Source organism: Paracoccus sp. KKT209 (genome assembly GCF_055635455.1).
Window position 1 is genome coordinate 319,526 of record NZ_JBVMWB010000002.1, and the last position, 17,825, is coordinate 337,350.

General features: G+C 66.1%; 17 protein-coding genes. 8 read left to right on the top strand and 9 right to left on the bottom strand.

The window, feature by feature from the left end; all coding sequences use genetic code 11:
- Positions 1-417 precede the first annotated feature (417 nt).
- Complete coding sequence (locus ACZ2G3_RS17530; RefSeq protein WP_470399339.1) at positions 418-1,488, top strand: mechanosensitive ion channel family protein; 1,071 nt, start codon at positions 418-420, stop codon at positions 1,486-1,488.
- On the opposite strand, the gene ACZ2G3_RS17535 is transcribed toward ACZ2G3_RS17530, so the two are convergent.
- The 8 genes from ACZ2G3_RS17535 to ACZ2G3_RS17570 form a co-directional block, all read right to left on the bottom strand.
- Positions 1,485-2,954, bottom strand: a complete 1,470-nt coding sequence (locus ACZ2G3_RS17535) for a mannitol dehydrogenase family protein (RefSeq protein WP_470399341.1) — start codon at positions 2,952-2,954, stop codon at positions 1,485-1,487. The genes ACZ2G3_RS17530 and ACZ2G3_RS17535 overlap by 4 nt on opposite strands.
- 78 nt (positions 2,955-3,032) lie before the next feature.
- A complete protein-coding gene (locus ACZ2G3_RS17540; RefSeq protein WP_470399343.1) occupies positions 3,033-3,803 on the bottom strand; it encodes an L-iditol 2-dehydrogenase in 771 nt (256 codons plus the stop codon).
- Positions 3,800-4,804, bottom strand: coding sequence for an ABC transporter ATP-binding protein (locus ACZ2G3_RS17545; protein ID WP_470399344.1), 1,005 nt, complete (start codon positions 4,802-4,804; stop codon positions 3,800-3,802). Before ACZ2G3_RS17545 ends, ACZ2G3_RS17540 begins: the two co-directional genes overlap by 4 nt.
- A 9-nt stretch (positions 4,805-4,813) precedes the next feature.
- On the bottom strand, positions 4,814-5,644 hold the full coding sequence (locus ACZ2G3_RS17550) for a carbohydrate ABC transporter permease (protein WP_470399346.1): 831 nt from the start codon (positions 5,642-5,644) through the stop codon (positions 4,814-4,816).
- A gap of 9 nt (positions 5,645-5,653) precedes the next feature.
- Positions 5,654-6,526, bottom strand: a complete 873-nt coding sequence (locus ACZ2G3_RS17555; RefSeq protein ID WP_111298467.1) for a carbohydrate ABC transporter permease — start codon at positions 6,524-6,526, stop codon at positions 5,654-5,656.
- A 110-nt stretch (positions 6,527-6,636) separates the two neighbouring features.
- Positions 6,637-7,956: an ABC transporter substrate-binding protein gene (locus ACZ2G3_RS17560; protein ID WP_470399348.1), complete on the bottom strand. Its 1,320-nt coding sequence runs from the start codon at positions 7,954-7,956 to the stop codon at positions 6,637-6,639.
- Positions 7,957-8,077: 121 nt separating this feature from the next.
- Positions 8,078-9,034, bottom strand: coding sequence for a sugar-binding transcriptional regulator (locus ACZ2G3_RS17565; protein ID WP_470399350.1), 957 nt, complete (start codon positions 9,032-9,034; stop codon positions 8,078-8,080).
- Complete coding sequence (locus ACZ2G3_RS17570) at positions 9,031-9,696, bottom strand: HAD family hydrolase (RefSeq protein WP_470399352.1); 666 nt, start codon at positions 9,694-9,696, stop codon at positions 9,031-9,033. Before ACZ2G3_RS17570 ends, ACZ2G3_RS17565 begins: the two co-directional genes overlap by 4 nt.
- A 154-nt stretch (positions 9,697-9,850) precedes the next feature.
- Here ACZ2G3_RS17570 and ACZ2G3_RS17575 point away from each other — a divergent pair, with 154 nt between their 5' ends.
- Complete coding sequence (locus ACZ2G3_RS17575) at positions 9,851-10,861, top strand: nucleotidyltransferase family protein (protein WP_470399729.1); 1,011 nt, start codon at positions 9,851-9,853, stop codon at positions 10,859-10,861.
- Here the strand turns inward: ACZ2G3_RS17575 and ACZ2G3_RS17580 are convergent.
- Positions 10,858-11,622, bottom strand: a complete 765-nt coding sequence (locus tag ACZ2G3_RS17580; RefSeq protein WP_470399354.1) for a DeoR/GlpR family DNA-binding transcription regulator — start codon at positions 11,620-11,622, stop codon at positions 10,858-10,860. The two genes, ACZ2G3_RS17575 and ACZ2G3_RS17580, sit on opposite strands and share 4 nt — an antisense overlap.
- A 280-nt stretch (positions 11,623-11,902) precedes the next feature.
- On the opposite strand from ACZ2G3_RS17580, the gene glpD reads away from it, so the two are divergent.
- Genes glpD through ACZ2G3_RS17610 form a run of 6 tightly spaced genes read left to right on the top strand, consistent with a single transcriptional unit; the run spans position 11,903 to position 17,746 of the window.
- Positions 11,903-13,507: a glycerol-3-phosphate dehydrogenase gene (gene glpD, locus ACZ2G3_RS17585; RefSeq protein ID WP_470399355.1), complete on the top strand. Its 1,605-nt coding sequence runs from the start codon at positions 11,903-11,905 to the stop codon at positions 13,505-13,507.
- 28 nt (positions 13,508-13,535) lie between these two features.
- Entirely contained in the window at positions 13,536-14,621 is a 1,086-nt protein-coding gene (locus tag ACZ2G3_RS17590) for an ABC transporter ATP-binding protein (protein WP_470399357.1), read from the top strand.
- Between the two features lie 13 nt (positions 14,622-14,634).
- Complete coding sequence (locus tag ACZ2G3_RS17595; protein WP_470399359.1) at positions 14,635-15,705, top strand: ABC transporter ATP-binding protein; 1,071 nt, start codon at positions 14,635-14,637, stop codon at positions 15,703-15,705.
- 24 nt (positions 15,706-15,729) lie between these two features.
- Positions 15,730-16,599, top strand: a complete 870-nt coding sequence (locus tag ACZ2G3_RS17600; RefSeq protein WP_419269731.1) for a carbohydrate ABC transporter permease — start codon at positions 15,730-15,732, stop codon at positions 16,597-16,599.
- 1 nt (position 16,600) lies between these two features.
- On the top strand, positions 16,601-17,458 hold the full coding sequence (locus tag ACZ2G3_RS17605; RefSeq protein WP_470399361.1) for a carbohydrate ABC transporter permease: 858 nt from the start codon (positions 16,601-16,603) through the stop codon (positions 17,456-17,458).
- A 12-nt stretch (positions 17,459-17,470) separates the two neighbouring features.
- Complete coding sequence (locus tag ACZ2G3_RS17610) at positions 17,471-17,746, top strand: DUF2160 domain-containing protein (RefSeq protein ID WP_419269729.1); 276 nt, start codon at positions 17,471-17,473, stop codon at positions 17,744-17,746.
- Positions 17,747-17,825: the final 79 nt, after the last annotated feature.

Genomic DNA, 17,825 nt, shown 5'->3' on the forward strand with positions numbered 1-17,825 from the left:
TCTGGAATGTCGCCACCGACAGCTCCAGCGCCATATGCCGAGAACGGACGTCGGCCAGCACAAGAATACGGGAGAAGCCGCAGGCTCTCTTGGCGAACTTGCTTTGCCGCAGCCTGCACCAGGCATCTGCAGCCGCAACCCCGCCCGCCCGGTCTGGCAGGATTAGCTTCTCCGCTTCGGGTCGCTCGACTTTGGTAGTGAATGCGCAGCGGGAGGGAAGAAGAGCCTTAGGGCCATCTTTTCCCCAAGACCCGCAGGGAATTCCTCCTGCATGAAGCTGCCGTCAGCCGCCGATCCCGCGAAGCTCGGGGAACCGGCCGGCGCCGCAGTTGTTCCCGACCCTGCGCGCGGCATTCAAGGCTCGCGGGCGCCAAGCCCGATCCCCGCCGCGTCCGCGGCCTGAAGCCCGGAGGTGCGATGTCCCGCTGGACAGAGACGACCCTGATCTTCCTCGTGGCCTTGGCCCTGTCCTGGGCCGCCTGCTTTCTCATCTATCGGCTGGTGCTGCGCGGGCTTGTCCGCGATACCACCTTCTGGCGGCCGCTTTTGGCGCTTACCCGCGGGCCGGTACAGCTGGGCCTGATGGTCGTCGCCCTGTCGATGGCCGCCAATGCCGTGCGCCTGCCCCCGGCCGAGGGTGCGGTGCTGCGGCACCTGCTGCTGATCGCCTTCATCGGCTGCGTGACCTGGTTTCTGAAGACGACACTGGAGATCTGGATGACGCTGCACCTGCGGCGCTTCCGGCTTGATGTCGAGGACAACCTGCTGGCGCGCAAGCATGTCACCCAGACCCGCATCCTGCAGCGCGTCGGCGTCATCCTGATCGTCGGGGTCGGCGTCAGTGCCGCGCTGATGACCATCGACGGCGTGCGGCAATACGGGGTCAGCCTGCTGGCCTCGGCGGGGGCCGCGGGCATCGTGGTGGGCTTTGCACTGCAGCCCGTGTTGCGGAACATCGTGGCGGGCATCCAGTTGGCCCTGACCCAGCCCATCCGCATCGACGACGCGGTGATCGTCGAGGGCGAATGGGGCAATGTCGAGGAGATCACCGCGACCTATGTGGTGGTGCGGATCTGGGACAAGCGCCGCCTGATCGTGCCGCTGAACCACTTCATGGAAAAGCCGTTCCAGAATTGGACCCGCAGCGACGCCACCCTGATCGGGGTGGTGATGATGTATGTCGATTTCTCTGTCGATGTCCCAGCCCTGCGGGCCGAAGCCGAGCGCATCGTCAAGGCCTCGCGCCTGTGGAACGGTGATGTCTTTGCGCTGCAAGTGACAGACTATACCGCCCGCGAGGCCGAGATCCGCATTCTGGCCAGCGCAAGCCATGCGGGCCGCGCCTTTGACCTGCGCTGCGAGATCCGCGAGGCGCTGCTGGCCTATCTGCAGCGCGAACAGCCGCAGGCGCTGCCGCGGACGCGCAACGACGTCACCACCGCCGCAGCGCCCGCCGAGACGCAGCCGCGCCTGAGCCTGGAGGCCTAGCCGCGCAGGTAGCCCTCTAGCGTGGCGCGGACGCCCTGACGATGCAGCGATTGCAGCTGTGCCGCGAAGGCCTGCCGCAGCGGCTGCGACTGAGCCAGATCGCCGAAGATGGCGGGGTTTTCCAGAAAGGCGTCGGGGTGGTCGCGGGCCGCCAAGGCCCGTTCGCGCAGCGCCGCGTGATTGTCGTTGTTGGGCGGGATCGCCTCGCCCGCCTCGGTCGTGCCTTCGCAGTAGTGGCACCACAGCGCCAGTTCCAGCGCCAACCCGTCGATGCCGCCGCCCGCCACCAGTCGGTCGCGCAGCGTGGGCAGAATGAACTTGGGCTGTCGGTTCGACCCGTCCAGGCACAGCCGCGGGATGGTGTCGCCGATCTCGGGATTGGAGAAGCGGCTGACGATCAGGGCCAGGTAAGCGTCATAGCTGACGCCGGGGATCGGCTGCAGCGTGGGCAGGATTTCGCGCGTTTCCAGCGCCCGCAGCCAGTCGGCGATCAGCGCGTCGGCCATTGCGTCATGAACGAAATGATGCCCCAGCAGGGCCGAGGCATAGGCGATGGCCGCATGACCCCCGTTCAGGATGCGCAGCTTCATCAGTTCGTGCCGGCTGACATCTGCAACAAATTCGGCGCCAACGGTTTCCAGCGCCGGGCGGCCCTGGGGGAATTTGTCCTCCAGCACCCATTGGCGGAAGGGTTCGCAGACCACGGGCGCGGCATCGAGGATGCCAAAGCGGTCGCGCACCAGCGCCCGTTCCCGGTCCGAGGTAGCGGGCGTGATGCAGTCCACCATCGAGTTCGGAAAGGCGACATTCGCGGTGATCCAATCCGCCAGCTGCGGGTCGGACAGGCGGGCGAGGCCGGTGACGGTGCGCTGACAGACATGGCCGTTTTCCGGCAGGTTGTCGCAGGACAGCACCGTGAAGGGCGGCAGTCCCGCCGCCCGCCGGGTCCGCAGCGCAGCCAGGATCATGCCGAACACGCTGCGCGGCGCCTCGGGATGGGCGGCATCATGGACCATGTCGGGATGCGCGGCGTCAAAGCCGTCGGTCTTGGCGTCGACGTAATAGCCGCCCTCGGTGATCGTCAGCGACAGGATGCGGATCGCGGGATCGGACATCGCCGCGACGGTCGCGGCCGTATCGACGGGCACGAAGTCGACCATCGATCCCAGCACCCGCGCCGACAGGCCCGCCGGGTCCAGTTCGACCAGCGTGCTCAGCCAGTCCTGATCGGCCAGGCGCTGGCGCATCTGGGCGTCGCCGGGGCGGACGCCGGCGCCGACCAGCGCCCAGTCATGGCCCTGGCCGGACTGGAACAGCCGGTCCAGATACCAGGCCATATGCGCGCGATGAAAGTTGCCGACGCCCACATGCAGGATGCCGCGGGTCAGCGCCGCTCGGTCATAGCCGGGGCGCGCGACCGTGTCGGGCAGCTGGGGCAGGGCGGCCTGGGTCAGGGGGATGGCCATGGTTGGACCTTTCGTCAGATCGTCCGGCGCAATGCCCGGGGGCCTGCGGGGACCGTGGAAGTGCAGGAAGAAAAAACGTCAGCTCATCCAGTTGCCGCCGTCGACATTGTAGGTCTGGGCGACGATGTAATCGGCATCGGACGAGGCAAGGAACACCGCCATCCCCGTCAGGTCGGCCGCGGTGCCCATGCGGCCAAAGGGAACGGCCGCGCCGACCTCGGCCTTCTTCTGGCCCGGGGCCTTGCCCTCGTAGCGCGCGAAGAAGGCATCGACGCCGTCCCAGTGCTCGCCGTCGACGACGCCCGGCGCGATGGCGTTCACGTTGATGCCATGCGCGATCAGGTTCAGGCCCGCCGACTGCGTCAGGCTGATGACGGCGGCCTTGCTGGCGCAATAGACGGCGACCAGGGATTCTCCCCGACGCCCTGCCTGGCTGGCCATGTTGATGATCCGCCCGCCTTTGCCGCGCGCGATCATCGACCGTGCCACGGCCTGCATCATGAACAGCGTGCCTTCGACATTGACCGAGAAGATGCGGTTGTAATCTTCGCGCGTGATCTCGGCCAGGGGCGCGGCGCTGAAGAGGGCGGCATTGTTGATCAGGATGTCGATCCCGCCAAAGGCCTCCACCACCACCGCCACGCAGCGTTCGATGCTGTCGCGGTCGGTGACGTCCAGCCCAACGGCAATGACGCCGTCGCCCAAGGCACGCGCGGCGGCCTGGGCCGCCTGTTCGTTGATGTCGCAGATGGCGACCTGCGCCCCCTCGGCCAGATAGGCGCGCGCGAACTCCAGCCCGATGCCCCGCGCGGCACCGGTGATCAGCGCGGATTTTCCCGATAGCCTCATGCGATGCGGTCTCCGTTTTTGTCAAAGCGGTGGATGCGGTCTGGGTCCGGGGTCAGCCAGACCGTGTCGCCGTGGTGCAGGTCGATGTCGCCGCCCGCACGCACGGTGATGGTTTCGGCCAGCCCGGTGTCCTCTACATAGAAGAACGTGTCGCTGCCCAGATGCTCGCTGACGCCGACGCGGCCTTTCCATGTCCCCTCGGTCGCGGAAACACCGACATGTTCGGGACGGATGCCGATGGTGGTGGCGTCGAATTCAGCGGCCGGCGCGCCGGTCAGCAGGTTCATCCTGGGGCTGCCGATGAAGCCCGCGACGAACAGGTTCCGGGGCGCGCGATAGAGGTCCATCGGGCTGCCCACCTGCTCGATCCGGCCGGCTTGCAGCACCACGATCTTGTCGGCCATGGTCATCGCCTCGACCTGGTCATGGGTGACATAGACCATCGTCGTCCGAAGACGGTTGTGCAGTTCGCTGATTTCCAGCCGCATGCCGACGCGCAGGGCGGCGTCCAGGTTCGACAGCGGCTCGTCGAAGAGAAAGGCCGAAGGTTCGCGCACGATGGCCCGCCCGATGGCCACGCGCTGGCGCTGGCCGCCCGACAGCTGGCCGGGGCGGCGGTCCAGATAGGCGGTCAGGTTCAGCGCCTTGGCCGCGGCCTCGATGCGACGATCCTGTTCGGCCTGGTCCAGGCCCGCCATGCGCATCGGAAAGGCGATGTTCTTTCTGACCGACATGTGCGGGTAGAGCGCGTAGGATTGAAAGACCATGGCCAGCCCGCGCTTGGCGGGCGGGGTGTCGGTGGCGTCCTGCCCGTCGATCAGGATGCGCCCGCCCGAGGTGTCCTCCAGCCCGGCGATCAGCCGCAGCAGGGTGGACTTGCCGCAGCCGGACGGCCCGACAAAGACCACGAATTCGCCGTCGCCGATGTCCAGGTCCAAGGGCGGGATGACCTCGACCTCGCCAAAGCGCTTGGTCACGTTCTCAAGGGTGATGCGTCCCATCATCGTCTCCTATTTCACGGCGCCGAAGGTCAGGCCGCGGACGAGTTGTTTCTGGCTGAACCAGCCCAGGATCAGGATCGGCGCGATGGCCATGGTCGAGGCCGCGCTGAGCTTGGCGTAGAACAGCCCCTCGGGCGATGAATAGCTGGCGATGAAGGCGGTCAGGGGCGCCGCCTTGGCGGCGGTCAGGTTCAGCGTCCAGAACGCCTCGTTCCAGGCCAGGATGATGTTCAGAAGCATGGTCGAGGCGATCCCCGGCACCGCCATCGGCGTCAGCACATAGAGGATCTCCGACCGCAGCCCGGCGCCGTCCATGCGCGCGGCCTCCAGGATCTCTCCGGGGATTTCGCGGAAATAGGTGTAGAGCATCCAGACGATGATCGGCAGGTTGATCAGCGTCAGGACCATGACCAGGCCGATGCGCGTGTCCAGAAGCCCCGTGTCGCGGAACAGCAGGTAGATCGGCACCAGCACGCCCACGGGCGGCAGCATCTTGGTGGACAGCATCCACATCAGCACGTCCTTGGTGCGCCTTCCCGGCACGAAGGCCATGGCCCAGGCCGCCGGGATCGCGATCGCCAGCCCGATCAGCGTCGAGCCGACCGAGATGACGACCGAGTTCCAGAAGTGCCGGAAATAGTCCGAACGCTCCTGCACGGTGACATAGTTTTCCAGCGTCCAGTCGAAATTCAGGAAGCGGGGCGGGATGGCGATCGCGTCTGCCTCGGTCTTGAAGCTGGTCAGCACGGTCCAGAGGATCGGAAAGAAGATCAGCAGGCCGACGGTCCAGGCGATGAGGGTCGTGACAGCCTTGCGGCGGGTGGTGACGGCACGGGGCATGATGATCTCCTATGCGTCGAGGTTCTTGCCGATCATCCGCATCAGGAAGATCGCCACGATATTGGCCAGGATGATCGCCACGACCCCGCCCGCGGAGCCCAGGCCCACGTCGAACTGCAGCAGCGACTGCATGTAGACCAGAAAGGTCAGGTTGGTGCTGGCCGTGCCCGGACCGCCATTGGTGGTCACCAGGATCTCGGCAAAGATGGACAGCAGGAAGATGGTCTGGATCAGGATGACGACGGTGATCGCCCGCGACAGGTGCGGCAGGGTGATGAACCAGAACCGCTTGAGGGGCGATGCGCCATCCATCTCGGCGGCCTCCATCTGCTCGCTGTCCAGCGACTGCAGCGCCGTCAGCAGGATCAGCGCCGCGAAAGGCAGCCACTGCCAGGCCACGATCCCGATGATCGACGCCAGGGGCGCCTGCGTCAGGAAGTCATAGGGCTGCAGGCCGAACACCCGCGCCAGCCAGGCAAAGACCCCGTTCACCGGGTTCATGAACATGTTCTTCCAGACCAGCGCCGAGACGGTCGGCATCACGAAGAAGGGCGCCAGGACCAGCAGCCGCACGATCCCCTGCCCCCAGAAGGGCTGGTCCAGCAGCAGCGCGACCAGGATGCCGCCGATCACGGTGATGACCAGGACGCCGCCGACCAGCGCCAGCGTGTTGAACAGGGCCGCGCTGAAAGCCGGGTCGGTGAAGAAATAGCGATAATTCTCGAACCCCGCCCAGCTTTCCATGCCCGGCATCAGCAGGTTGTAGCGCAGGAGCGAGAAGTAGAGCGTCATCGACAGCGGCACGATCATCCAGGCCAGCAGCAAAAGGACCGCGGGCGAGATCATCAGCCGGGCCGCGGTCCGGGATGCCTTGGTGGACATGGAAAAGCCCCTTCGTCGGGCGGCACGTCAGGTGTACCGGGACAGGCGGGAAAAGGGGCGGGCCACCCCGTTGCAGTCGAGGAAAGGCGGCCCGCCGAGGGAGGTTCGGCTTACTTGGGATAGCCCGCGCGGGTCATCTCGCGCGTGGTCAGGGCCTGAGCATTCGACAGCGCCTGTTCGGCGGTCGATTGTCCGGCCAGGGCGGCCGCGAACTGCTGGCCCACCGCGGTGCCGATCCCCTGGAATTCCGGGATGGCGACGAACTGGATGCCGGTATAGGGCACCGGATCCACGGTCGGCTGCGTCGGATCGGCGGCCTTGATGCTGTCCAGGGTCATCTTGGCGAAGGGGACCTTCTGGTATTCCGGGTTGTCATAGAGCGACTGACGGGTGCCCGGCGGGACGTTGGCCCAGCCCTCCTTCTCGGCGACCATGGCGGTATATTCCTTGGAGGTCGCCCAAGCGATGAACTCTTTCGCGGCATCGACCTTCTGGCTGCCGGCGGGAATGCCAAGCGACCAGGCCCAGAGCCAGTTGCCGCGCTTGCCCAGGCCGTTGTCGGGCGCCAGGGCAAAGCCGACCTTGTCGGCCACGGTCGAATCCTCGGGGTTGGTCACGAAGCTGGCGGCGACCGTGGCGTCGATCCACATGCCGCACTTGCCCTGCTGGAACAGCGCCAGGTTCTCGTTGAAGCCGTTGTTCGCCGCGCCCGGAGGGCCGTATTCGTTCATCAGCATCAGGTAGTCGTCCAGCGCCGCCTTCCATTCGGGGCTGTCGAACTGGGAGTTCCACTCCTCGTCGAACCAGCGCGCGCCATAGCTGTTGGCCATCGCGGTCAGGAAGGCCATGTTCTCGCCCCAGCCCGCCTTGCCGCGCAGGCAGATGCCATAGACCTCGGCCTCCTTGTCGGTCATGGCGGCGGCGGCTTCCTTGATGAAGTCCCAAGTCGGTGCCTCGGGCATCTCCAGGCCGGCCTCCTCCATCAGGTCGGTGCGGTACATCACCATCGAGCTTTCGCCATAGAAGGGCGCCGCATAAAGGTTGCCATCCACCGTCAGGCCATCGCGGATCGCCGGCAGCAGGTCGTCGACATCGTAATCGCCCGGCAGGTCGTTCAGCGGGACCAGCCAGTCCTGCGCGCCCCAGATCGGAACCTCGTAGGTGCCGATGGTCATCACGTCATACTGGCCGCCCTTGGTGGCGATGTCGGTGGTGACGCGCTGGCGCAGGACGTTTTCCTCCAGCGTGACCCATTCCAGCGCGATGTCGGGGTGTTTTTCGGTAAAGTCGGACGCCAGCGCCTGCATCCGGATCATGTCGCCATTGTTGACGGTCGCGATGGTCAGCGTCACGTTGTCCTGTGCGGCGGCGATGCCGCCTGCGGCGCACAGGGCCGTAGCGCCCAGAAGGGCGCGCAAAGTGGTGTTCATGAAGTCCTCCCTTGGCGGTTGGGCATTTGCCCTTCCGATGGGCATATACTCAACCCCGGACACGATTCTGTCAACGGGCAGCTTCGGCGTCCCGGCATTTGGTGTTTCGATGGGAAAGGGATCAGGCCAGCAGGCGCTCGGCTGTGGCCTCGGAGGTGATCAGGCCATTGATCAGCCGACCGGTCAGTGCCGCGCGGATCGCCGGCAGCTTGGCCTGTCCCGAAGCGACCGCCATCACCGGACGCTCGCCCGCAGGGGGCAGGGGGGCCGAAGCCACGCGGCGGTTGAAGGCGCAGTCGATGATCCGACCCTGCGCGTCATAGACCCAGCTGGTGATCTCTCCGACCGCGCCGGCACGGGCCAGTTCCTCCATCTCGGCGCGGCCCAGAAAGCCGTCCACATGCAGTGGCGCGGTCATGTCCATCTGGCCGATCCCCACCAGCGACAGGTCGGCCTGGGCGCACAGGCGGATGGTGTTCTGCGCGGCCTGCTGCTGCTGCATGGCCGCCAGTTCCTGCGCATCCCGCGCCAGGACCGGCAGCGGATAGGGGAAATGCGGCGCCCCGATCCGTTCGGCCAGGCGGATGGTCGCGTTGTAGGGCGTGGCCGATCCGTCCTCCATCATGTTGCCAAGCCGCGAGACGACGACATGCTGCGGGCAGGCCATGCGGGGCAGCTGTTCCACCGTGGCGCGCAGGTTGCGGCCCGTCCCCAGGCTGACGATGCGGCGATCGGGCGATTTCAGCACCCGCTCCAGCTCGGCGGCGGCGGCGATGGCGATGCCGGTCAGCAGGTCCGGCGCGTCAGGGTCCGAGGGCGCGACCTCGCAGGTGATCAGGTCAAAGCGGTCGCGCAGGGCGGCGGCCAGGTCCATGCAGCGCCCGATCGGGTGGTCCAGCCGCACCTTCACCAGCCGCTCGGACAAGGCCATCGCCACCAAGCGCTGCGCAGTCTGGCGGCTGACGCCCATCTTGCGCGCGATCTCGTCCTGGGTGTTTCCCGCGACGTAATAAAGCCAGCCGGCCCGGGCCGCGTCGTCCAGGCGGGTGGTTTCGGGTGTGAAGCGGTTCTGGCTCATGCCGGGGCGCCCTTGTCCAGCCGGGACAGCAGGCCCGGAAAATCGGCCCAGTCCGCAAAGCTTTTGGCGTCGTCCGGTGCCGGCTGGCCCGCCAGATGCGCGCCCCCCGCATAATGCAGCACCCGCATTCCGGCGGCGCGCGCGGCCTGAAGGCCGGGCCTGCTGTCCTCGATGACCAGGGCATGCGCCGGGGCGCAGCCCATCTGCGCCGCCGCAAACAGGAACAGGTCGGGCGCCGGTTTGCCATGCGCCACCTGGCTGGCGGTGAAGACATGGGGGCCAAAGCGTTCGGCCAGCCCCAGCACCTGCAGGGTGCGCGCCACCCGGGGCGGGCTGGACGAGGTTGCGACACAGATGGGCCGCCCCGCCAGCCCCTCCAGCACCGGAAGGATGCCGGGCGTGGCGGTCAGGTCGGCGGCAAAGCGGTCCAGCAGGCGGCTGCGATAGGTCGCCTCGAAATCCGGCGGCAGGATGCGGGCAAAGCGTGTGCGGATCGTGGCGGCGACGGTGGGAAAGCTGCGACCCAGGAAATCGCGCCGCACATCCTCCATGGTGATGGCGACGCCCAGCTGCGCCAGCTGGTCGATCAGCACCTCGGCAGACAGGACTTCGCTGTCGGCAATCACGCCGTCGCAGTCAAAGATGATCAGGTCGACCCGCATCTTGCGCCCCTTTGCCATTTTCGGCAGCCATAGTCGCAATTCGGGTTCCGGGGAATAGGCGACATCTGCCGGGACATGGGGCAGGGATGTTCAACAAACTTGCCAGCTGTTGAACATGCCTGTATTCAACAGTTCTAACGACTGTTGAACAATGATGCCCCTGCGCCATTCCTCGCTTGCCCATGCGGCCTATCACGACCTGCTGCGATCGCTGCGGGACGAAGGGCTGCGCGACCTGCGTGGCACGCCCACGCTGGTGACTCGGAACGGGCGCGGCTACTGGTATGACAGCTTTCGCGTCGGGACCGAGGTGCGCAAGCGTTATCTGGGCGAGGACAGCCCGGACATGGCCGCCCGCATGGCGGCGCTGCGCGAGGATCTGGCGCCTGCGGAACAGCGTCGCCGCGATCGCGCGCGTCTGGTGCGGCTCTTGCGCGCCGAAGGATTCCTGGGGCTGGACCCGACCAGCGGCAGCCTGATGGCGGCGCTGGCGGCGGCGGGCGTTTTTCGCCTTGGCGGCACGGTCGTCGGCACGCATGCCTTTCGCCTTTACGAGGGCGAGCTGAACCTGCGCCTGTCGCTGGAGCAGACCGCGCAGACCGACGATCTGGATATCGCCAGTTTTGAGCGACTGTCGCTGGCGCTGGAGGATGCGGCCGCGCCGCCGGTTCAGCAGGTGCTGGCGGATTTCGACTTTGCCCCGGCGCCCAGCCTGGAACCCGGCCGCGCCTGGCGCTGGCGGCAGACCACCGGGAATGCGCTGGTCGAGTTCCTGACGCCCGCCTTTGGGGAGGAGGGGTTGCGCGACCTGCCGGCGCTCGGAGTCCAAGCCCAGGCCCTGCACCACCTGAACTACCTGATCGCCGAACCGGTCCCGGCGGCGATCCCCTATCGTAGCGGCGTGCTGGTGCAGGTGCCAAGGCCCGAGCGTTTCGCCATCCACAAGCTGATCGTGGCCGACCGCCGCCGCGCCGACGACCGGATGAAATCCGCCAAGGACCGGGCGCAAGCCGCCGTCTTGGTCGAGATCCTGGCCCAGGATCGCCCCGAGGATCTGGCCGAAGCACTGGAGGATGCCCGCGACCGCGGTCCCCGCTGGCGCGACCGCATCGACGCCAGCCTGTCGCGCCTGCCCGACACGGCCGCGCGCTTGGCCGCGCTTTAGGGCTGCGCGACCTGGATCCGCGTTTGCCAGGCGTCGCAGGCCCGCGACAGGTCGCCAGGCAGCGGGCGGTCGGTGAACATGCAATCCAGTTCGGCCAGCGAGGCGATGCGTGCGGGCGCGCTGCGCGACAGCTTGGAGTGGTCGGCCACAAGAAAGGTGCGGCGCGACTGGCGCAGGATCGTCTGGCTGACGCCGACCTCCTGGATGTCGAAGTCCAGCAGGTCCCCGTCGCGGTCCAGCGCCGAGCAGCCGATGACCGCCAGGTCGAACTTGAACTGCCGGATGGTCTCGGCCGCCAGCGTGCCCACCAAGCCGCCATCGGCGCGGCGCAGGCTGCCCCCCGTCACGATCACGTCGCAATGCGGATTGGCCGCCAGGATATTGGCCACGTTCATGTTGTTGGTGACGACGAGGAGGTTGCGGTGGCCCAGCAGTTCGCGCGCCACGGCCTCGGTGCTGGTGCCGATGTTGAGAAACAGCGAGATGTTCTCGGGGACCTCGGCCGCGCAGGCACGGGCGATGTCGGTCTTGGCCGCGTGATGCAGGGCGCGGCGCTCTTCGTAGCCGATATTGGCGACGCCCGAGGGCAGGATGGCGCCGCCGTGGACACGCTCCAGCCGGCCCATGTCGGCCAGTTCCGAAAGATCGCGGCGAATGGTCTGCAGAGTGACGCCGAAATGCGTGGCCAGCCCCTCGACCGTCACCTTGCCGTCGCGACGGGCGATCTCGAGGATCTCGGGCTGGCGGAAGGTCTGCGACATCGAAGGCACCTTTGGCTTTCTCCAGATGTGACACGCCAAGGACGAACAAGCAAGATGTTCGCTTTCGCGCGTTTCACGGTCAGAGCGCCGCTACGCTTAGTGAGAATCACCATAATTCGCTTTGATCCTGGCGCTGATACGGTCATCTTTCCTGACCCAAAGCAGCCTAACAAACTGAAACTTCATGATCCTGCCAAAATGAAAAGAAACGAAAACAAAGTTCTTTCTTTTTCGTTCGGGCTGAGGCAGAAATGAAGACGAGATGAAGGAGTCCCGATCCATGCCCGCGACCGCCGACAGCCCTGAACCCATGACCGACCTGTTCGTGATCGGCGGCGGCATCAACGGCTGCGGCATCGCCCGGGATGCGGCGGGACGCGGGCTTTCGGTGACCCTGGCCGAGATGGGCGACCTGGCACAGGCGACGTCGTCGCAATCGACCAAGCTGTTTCACGGCGGCCTGCGCTACCTGGAATATTTCGAGTTCCGGCTGGTCCGCGAGGCGCTGATCGAGCGCGAGGTCCTGCTGCGTGCGATGCCCCATATCAGCTGGCCGATGCGCTTCGTGCTGCCCTATCACCCCGAGATGCGGTTTGAATCCGACACGCCCACCTCCAAGCTGCTGGGCGTGGTCATGCCCTGGATGAAGGGGCGCCGCCCGGCCTGGCTGATCCGGCTTGGCCTGTTCCTTTACGACAACCTGGGCGGGCGCAAGATCCTGCCCGGCACGCGGACCCTGTCGCTTGACGGCACCCCCGAGGGCGCCCCCCTGCAGGAACGCTTTCACCACGCCTATGAATATTCCGACTGCTGGGTCGAGGATTCGCGCCTTGTGGTGCTGAACGCGCGGGATGCCGAGGCGCGGGGCGCACGGATCATGACCCGGACCAAGGTGATCTCGGCCGAGCGCGAGGGCGGGCTGTGGATCATCACCACGCAGGATGTCGAGAGCGGCGAGACACGGGTCCATCGCGCGCGGATGCTGGTGAACGCAGGTGGCCCCTGGGTCGGCGACATCATCCAGAGCAAGATCCGCCTCAACTCGACCGAGGGCGTGCGGCTGGTGCGCGGCTCGCATATCGTGACCCGCCGGCTTTACGACCATGACAAGTGCTATTTCTTCCAAGGGACCGATGGGCGGATCATCTTTGCGATCCCCTACGAGGGGGACTTTACCCTGATCGGGACCACGGATGCCGATCACGACGATCCGTCGCGCGCGCCCGAATGCACTCCGGAAGAGCGTGACTATCTGCTGCGCTTTGCCAGCCAGTATTTCCGCCAGACGCTGACGCCCGAGGATGTGGTCTGGACCTATTCCGGCGTGCGCCCCCTTTACGACGACGGCGCGCAGAGCGCCACGGCCGCGACCCGCGACTATACGCTGAAGGTCGATGAGACGGGCGGCGCGCCGGTGCTGAACGTCTTTGGCGGCAAGATCACGACCTATCGCCGGCTGGCGGAATCCGCGCTGGAGAAGATCGGCGCCCATTTCCCGGGGCTGGCGGGCCCCTGGACAAAGGGCAATTCCCTGCCGGGCGGCGATTTTCCGGTGGACGGGGTCTATACCCTTGTTGCCGACCTGCAGGCGGCACATCCCTATCTGACGGCCAAATGGGCGCGGCGGATGGTGCGCGCTTATGGAACCGAGGCGGCCCGGATCCTGGCAGGGTCCAAGACGCCCGCCGATCTGGGGATCGATTTCGGCGCGACCTTGACCGAGGCCGAGGTCGTCTGGCTGATGGAGCATGAATACGCGCGGCGCGCCGAGGACGTGGTCTGGCGCCGCAGCAAGCTGGGGCTGCGCCTTGATCAGGGGCAGGTCGCAGCGCTGGATGAATGGATGCGGGCCCGGAGAGGCCGAGCGACCGCCGCCGCCGAATAGGGCGGCGGTCGAGGGGAGGGAAGATGACATGACTTTGGAACTGAAGGGCGTCAGCAAGATCGTCGAGGGGCAGGTGCATATCCACCCCACCGATCTGACGCTGGAACGGGGCACGATGAACGTGCTGCTGGGTCCGACCCTGTCGGGCAAGACCTCGCTGATGAGGCTGATGGCGGGGCTGGACCGGCCCGCCGCCGGCAAGGTGATCTGGGAAGGCCAGGACGTGACCGGCATGCGGGTGCAGGACCGCAGGGTCGCGATGGTCTATCAGCAGTTCGTGAACTATCCGGCGATGACGGTTTTCGACAACATCGCCTCGCCCCTGCGGCTGATGGGCGTGGACCGGGCCGAGATCGACCGCCGCGTGCGCGAGACGGCCGAGATGATGCGCCTGACGCCCATGCTGGAGCGCAAGCCGCTGGAACTGTCGGGCGGCCAGCAGCAGCGCTGCGCCCTGGCCCGCGCGCTGGTCAAGAATGCAGGGCTGGTCCTGCTGGACGAGCCGCTGGCCAACCTGGACTACAAGCTGCGCGAGGAGCTGCGCGTCGAGATCCCGCGGATCTTCGAGGCTTCGGGCGCGATCTTTGTCTATGCCACCACCGAACCCGAGGAGGCGCTGCTGCTGGGCGGCAATACCGCGACCCTGTGGGAGGGGCGGGTGACGCAGTTCGGGCCGACGCCGCATGTCTATCGCCAGCCCGTCGATGCGACCACGGCACGGGTGTTTTCTGACCCGCCGATGAACTTCCTGCCGGTGACTAAGGCGGGCGGGCAACTGACCTTCGGGGACGGGCAGGGGGTGCCGTCGGCCACGCTGGCAGGCCTGGCCGACGGCCGCTATCTGGCGGGTTTTCGACCGAACCACCTGGAGATCCGGCAGAACGCGCCCGACGCGATCCGCTTTGAGCCCAGGCTGGTCGTGACCGAGCTGACCGGGTCCGAGACCTTCATCCACCTGGACCATCACGGCCAGCGATGGGTGGGCCTGATCCACGGTGTCCACGACCTGCCTCTGGGCCGGTCGCTGCCGGTCTGGCTGGAGCCGCGCCACATCTACATCTTCGACGAGGATGGCCGTCTGGTCACCCCCGCCGCCTATGCCGCTGCCGCCTGAGGAGGAGGGGACGATGGCCAAGATCACGCTGGACAACCTTGCGCATTCCTATCTGCCCGACCCCAAGGGGCCGCAGGATTACGCGCTGAAGGAACTGAACCACGATTGGGAGGACGGCGCCGCCTATGCGCTGCTGGGCTCGTCGGGCTGCGGGAAATCGACCCTGCTGAACATCATCTCGGGGCTGCTGATCCCGTCGCAGGGGCGCATCCTGTTCGACGGCGTGGACGTGACCCGCGCGCCCACGGCCGAACGCAACATCGCGCAGGTGTTCCAGTTCCCGGTCGTCTACGACACGATGACGGTGCGCGACAACCTGGCCTTCCCGTTGCGCAACCGGGGCCGTTCCGAAAGCTATGTCACCGAGCGCGTCGCCGAAATCGCGGCCATGATCGGCATGGAGCACATGCTGGACCGCAAGGCCCGCGGCCTGACCGCCGATGCCAAGCAGAAGATCAGCCTGGGGCGCGGCATGGTCCGCAAGGACGTCAACGCGCTGCTGTTCGACGAGCCGCTGACCGTCATCGACCCGCACATGAAGTGGGAATTGCGCACCCAGCTGAAGAAGCTGCACCATGATTTCGGCCACACGATGATCTACGTGACCCATGACCAGACCGAGGCGCTGACCTTTGCCGACAAGGTCGTGGTCATGTATGACGGCCGCGTGGTCCAGATCGGCACGCCGGAAGAACTGTTCGACCGGCCCGAGCATACCTTTGTCGGCTATTTCATCGGCTCGCCGGGCATGAACCTGCTGCCGGCCAAGATCGACGGGCGGCAGGCGCTGGTCCCGGGCGGGACGACTGCCCTGTCGGGCAGCTATTCCGGCCTGTCGGGCAACGTCCAGATCGGCGTGCGCCCCGAGCATGTGCGGCTGTCCCGCGACGAGGGGCTGCCCGTGACCATCCGCCGGATCGAAGACGTGGGCCGCCACCGCATCATCCGCGCGGACCTGATGGGCCACGATCTGAACATCATCGCGCCCGAGGACCAGGCGATCGGATCCGACATGACCCGCGCGGTCTTTGATCCGGCCCGCGTCAACGTCTACGCCGGCGACTGGCGCGTCAAGGCCGCCTGAGGGCGCCCGAGGGAGGGGAAAAACATGGATAAGACGGTCAACCACAAGGCCTGGTTCCTGGTCCTGCCGGTGCTGGTGCTGGTCGCGTTCTCGGCGGTGATCCCGCTGATGACGGTGGTCAACTATGCCTTTCAGGACACGTTCGGGAACAACGTCTTCTTCTGGAACGGCCTGGGATGGTTCGAGGATCTTCTGGCCTCGCCCCGGATGTGGAACGCGCTGGTTCGCCAGCTTGTCTTCTCGGCCATCATCATCGCGATCGAGATCCCGCTTGGCATCTTTGTGGCGCTGAACATGCCCAAGCGCGGGGCATGGGCCAGCCTGGTGCTGGTCCTGATGTCGCTGCCGCTGCTGATCCCGTGGAACGTCGTCGGCACGATCTGGCAGATCTTCGGACGCGTCGACATCGGGCTCTTGGGCTATACGCTGGACGCCCTGGGCATCGACTACAACTATACCCAGAACCCCATCCATGCCTGGGTCACGGTGATCGTGATGGATGTCTGGCACTGGACGTCGCTGGTCGCGCTGCTGGCCTATGCGGGGCTGCAGTCCATCCCCGATGCCTATTACCAGGCGGCCAAGATCGACCAGGCCAGTCGCTGGAAGGTCTTCCGCTATATCGAGCTGCCCAAGATGGCGGGCGTGCTGATGATCGCCGTGCTGCTTCGCTTCATGGACAGCTTCATGATCTATACCGAGCCCTTCGTGGTCACCGGAGGAGGCCCCGGCAATGCGACGACCTTCCTGTCGATCGACCTGGTGAAAATGGCGCTCGGACAGTTCGACCTCGGCCCCGCCGCCGCGTTCTCGCTGATGTATTTCCTGGTCATCCTGCTGATATCCTGGGTGTTCTACACCGTAATGACCAATCTGGACAAACGGGGAGGCTGACATGACCGCAACCGCCACCAATTCCGCCGCCACCGCCCGCCGCAGCCGCGCCATGCCGCGCGTCAAGGGCAGCGCGATCGTGATGGGCCTCTATCTGCTGTTCCTGATGCTGCCGATCTACTGGCTGATCAACATGAGCCTGAAGACCAATGCCGAGATCACCGGCACCTTCAGCCTGTGGCCGCAGAACCTGACCTTCAGGAACTACATCACCATCCTGACCGATCCCAGCTGGTACATGGGTTACGTGAACAGTCTGATCTATGTGGTCATGAACACGGTGATTTCCGTGGCCGTGGCCCTGCCGGCGGCCTATGCCTTCAGCCGCTATCACTTCATGGGCGACAAGCACCTGTTCTTCTGGCTGCTGACCAACCGCATGGCTCCGCCCGCCGTCTTTGCGCTGCCGTTCTTCCAGCTCTATTCGTCCGTGGGCCTCTTCGACACCCATATCGCGGTGGCGCTGGCGCATTGCCTGTTCAACGTGCCGCTGGCCGTCTGGATCCTGGAGGGCTTCATGCGCGGCGTGCCCAAGGAAATCGACGAGACCGCCTATATCGACGGCTACAGCTTTGGCCGGTTCTTTACCAAGATCTTCATGCCGCTGATCTCGTCGGGAATAGGTGTTGCCGCGTTCTTCTGCTTCATGTTCTCTTGGGTCGAGCTGCTGCTGTCGCGCACCCTGACCTCGGTCGATGCCAAACCGATCGCGGCCACCATGACGCGGACGCAGGGCGCGTCGGGGGTCGATTGGGGCGTCTTGGCGGCAGCGGGGGTCCTGACCATCGTGCCGGGTGCCCTGGTCATCTATTTTGTGCGCAACTACATCGCCAAGGGCTTTGCCCTGGGCCGCGTCTGAGGGAGCGACATCATGAGCTGGATGGCCTGGACCACCCCCACCGCATTGTTCTTCGTCACCATCGCCGGCCTGCTGATCGTCTTCACGATCCTGGCGATCCGCTTTCCCGAGACCCCGCGCCACGGCGTGCTGGGGATCGAGACGACGCGGGGCGACCGCCTGTTCATCACGCTTCTGGGCTCTGCCTTCATCAACCTCGCCTGGCTGGGGATGATGGGGGCGGCGATGCAGCCCTGGGCGCTGTTGATCTGCCTGATCTATGCTGCCGCCGTCTTCCGGTGGGTGTGATCGGGCACGGCCTGCGGGGGTGAGGGGTCCCGCAGGCCTGCTGAAGAACCTCGAATGACTGAGCTCCCAGGGAGGGAAA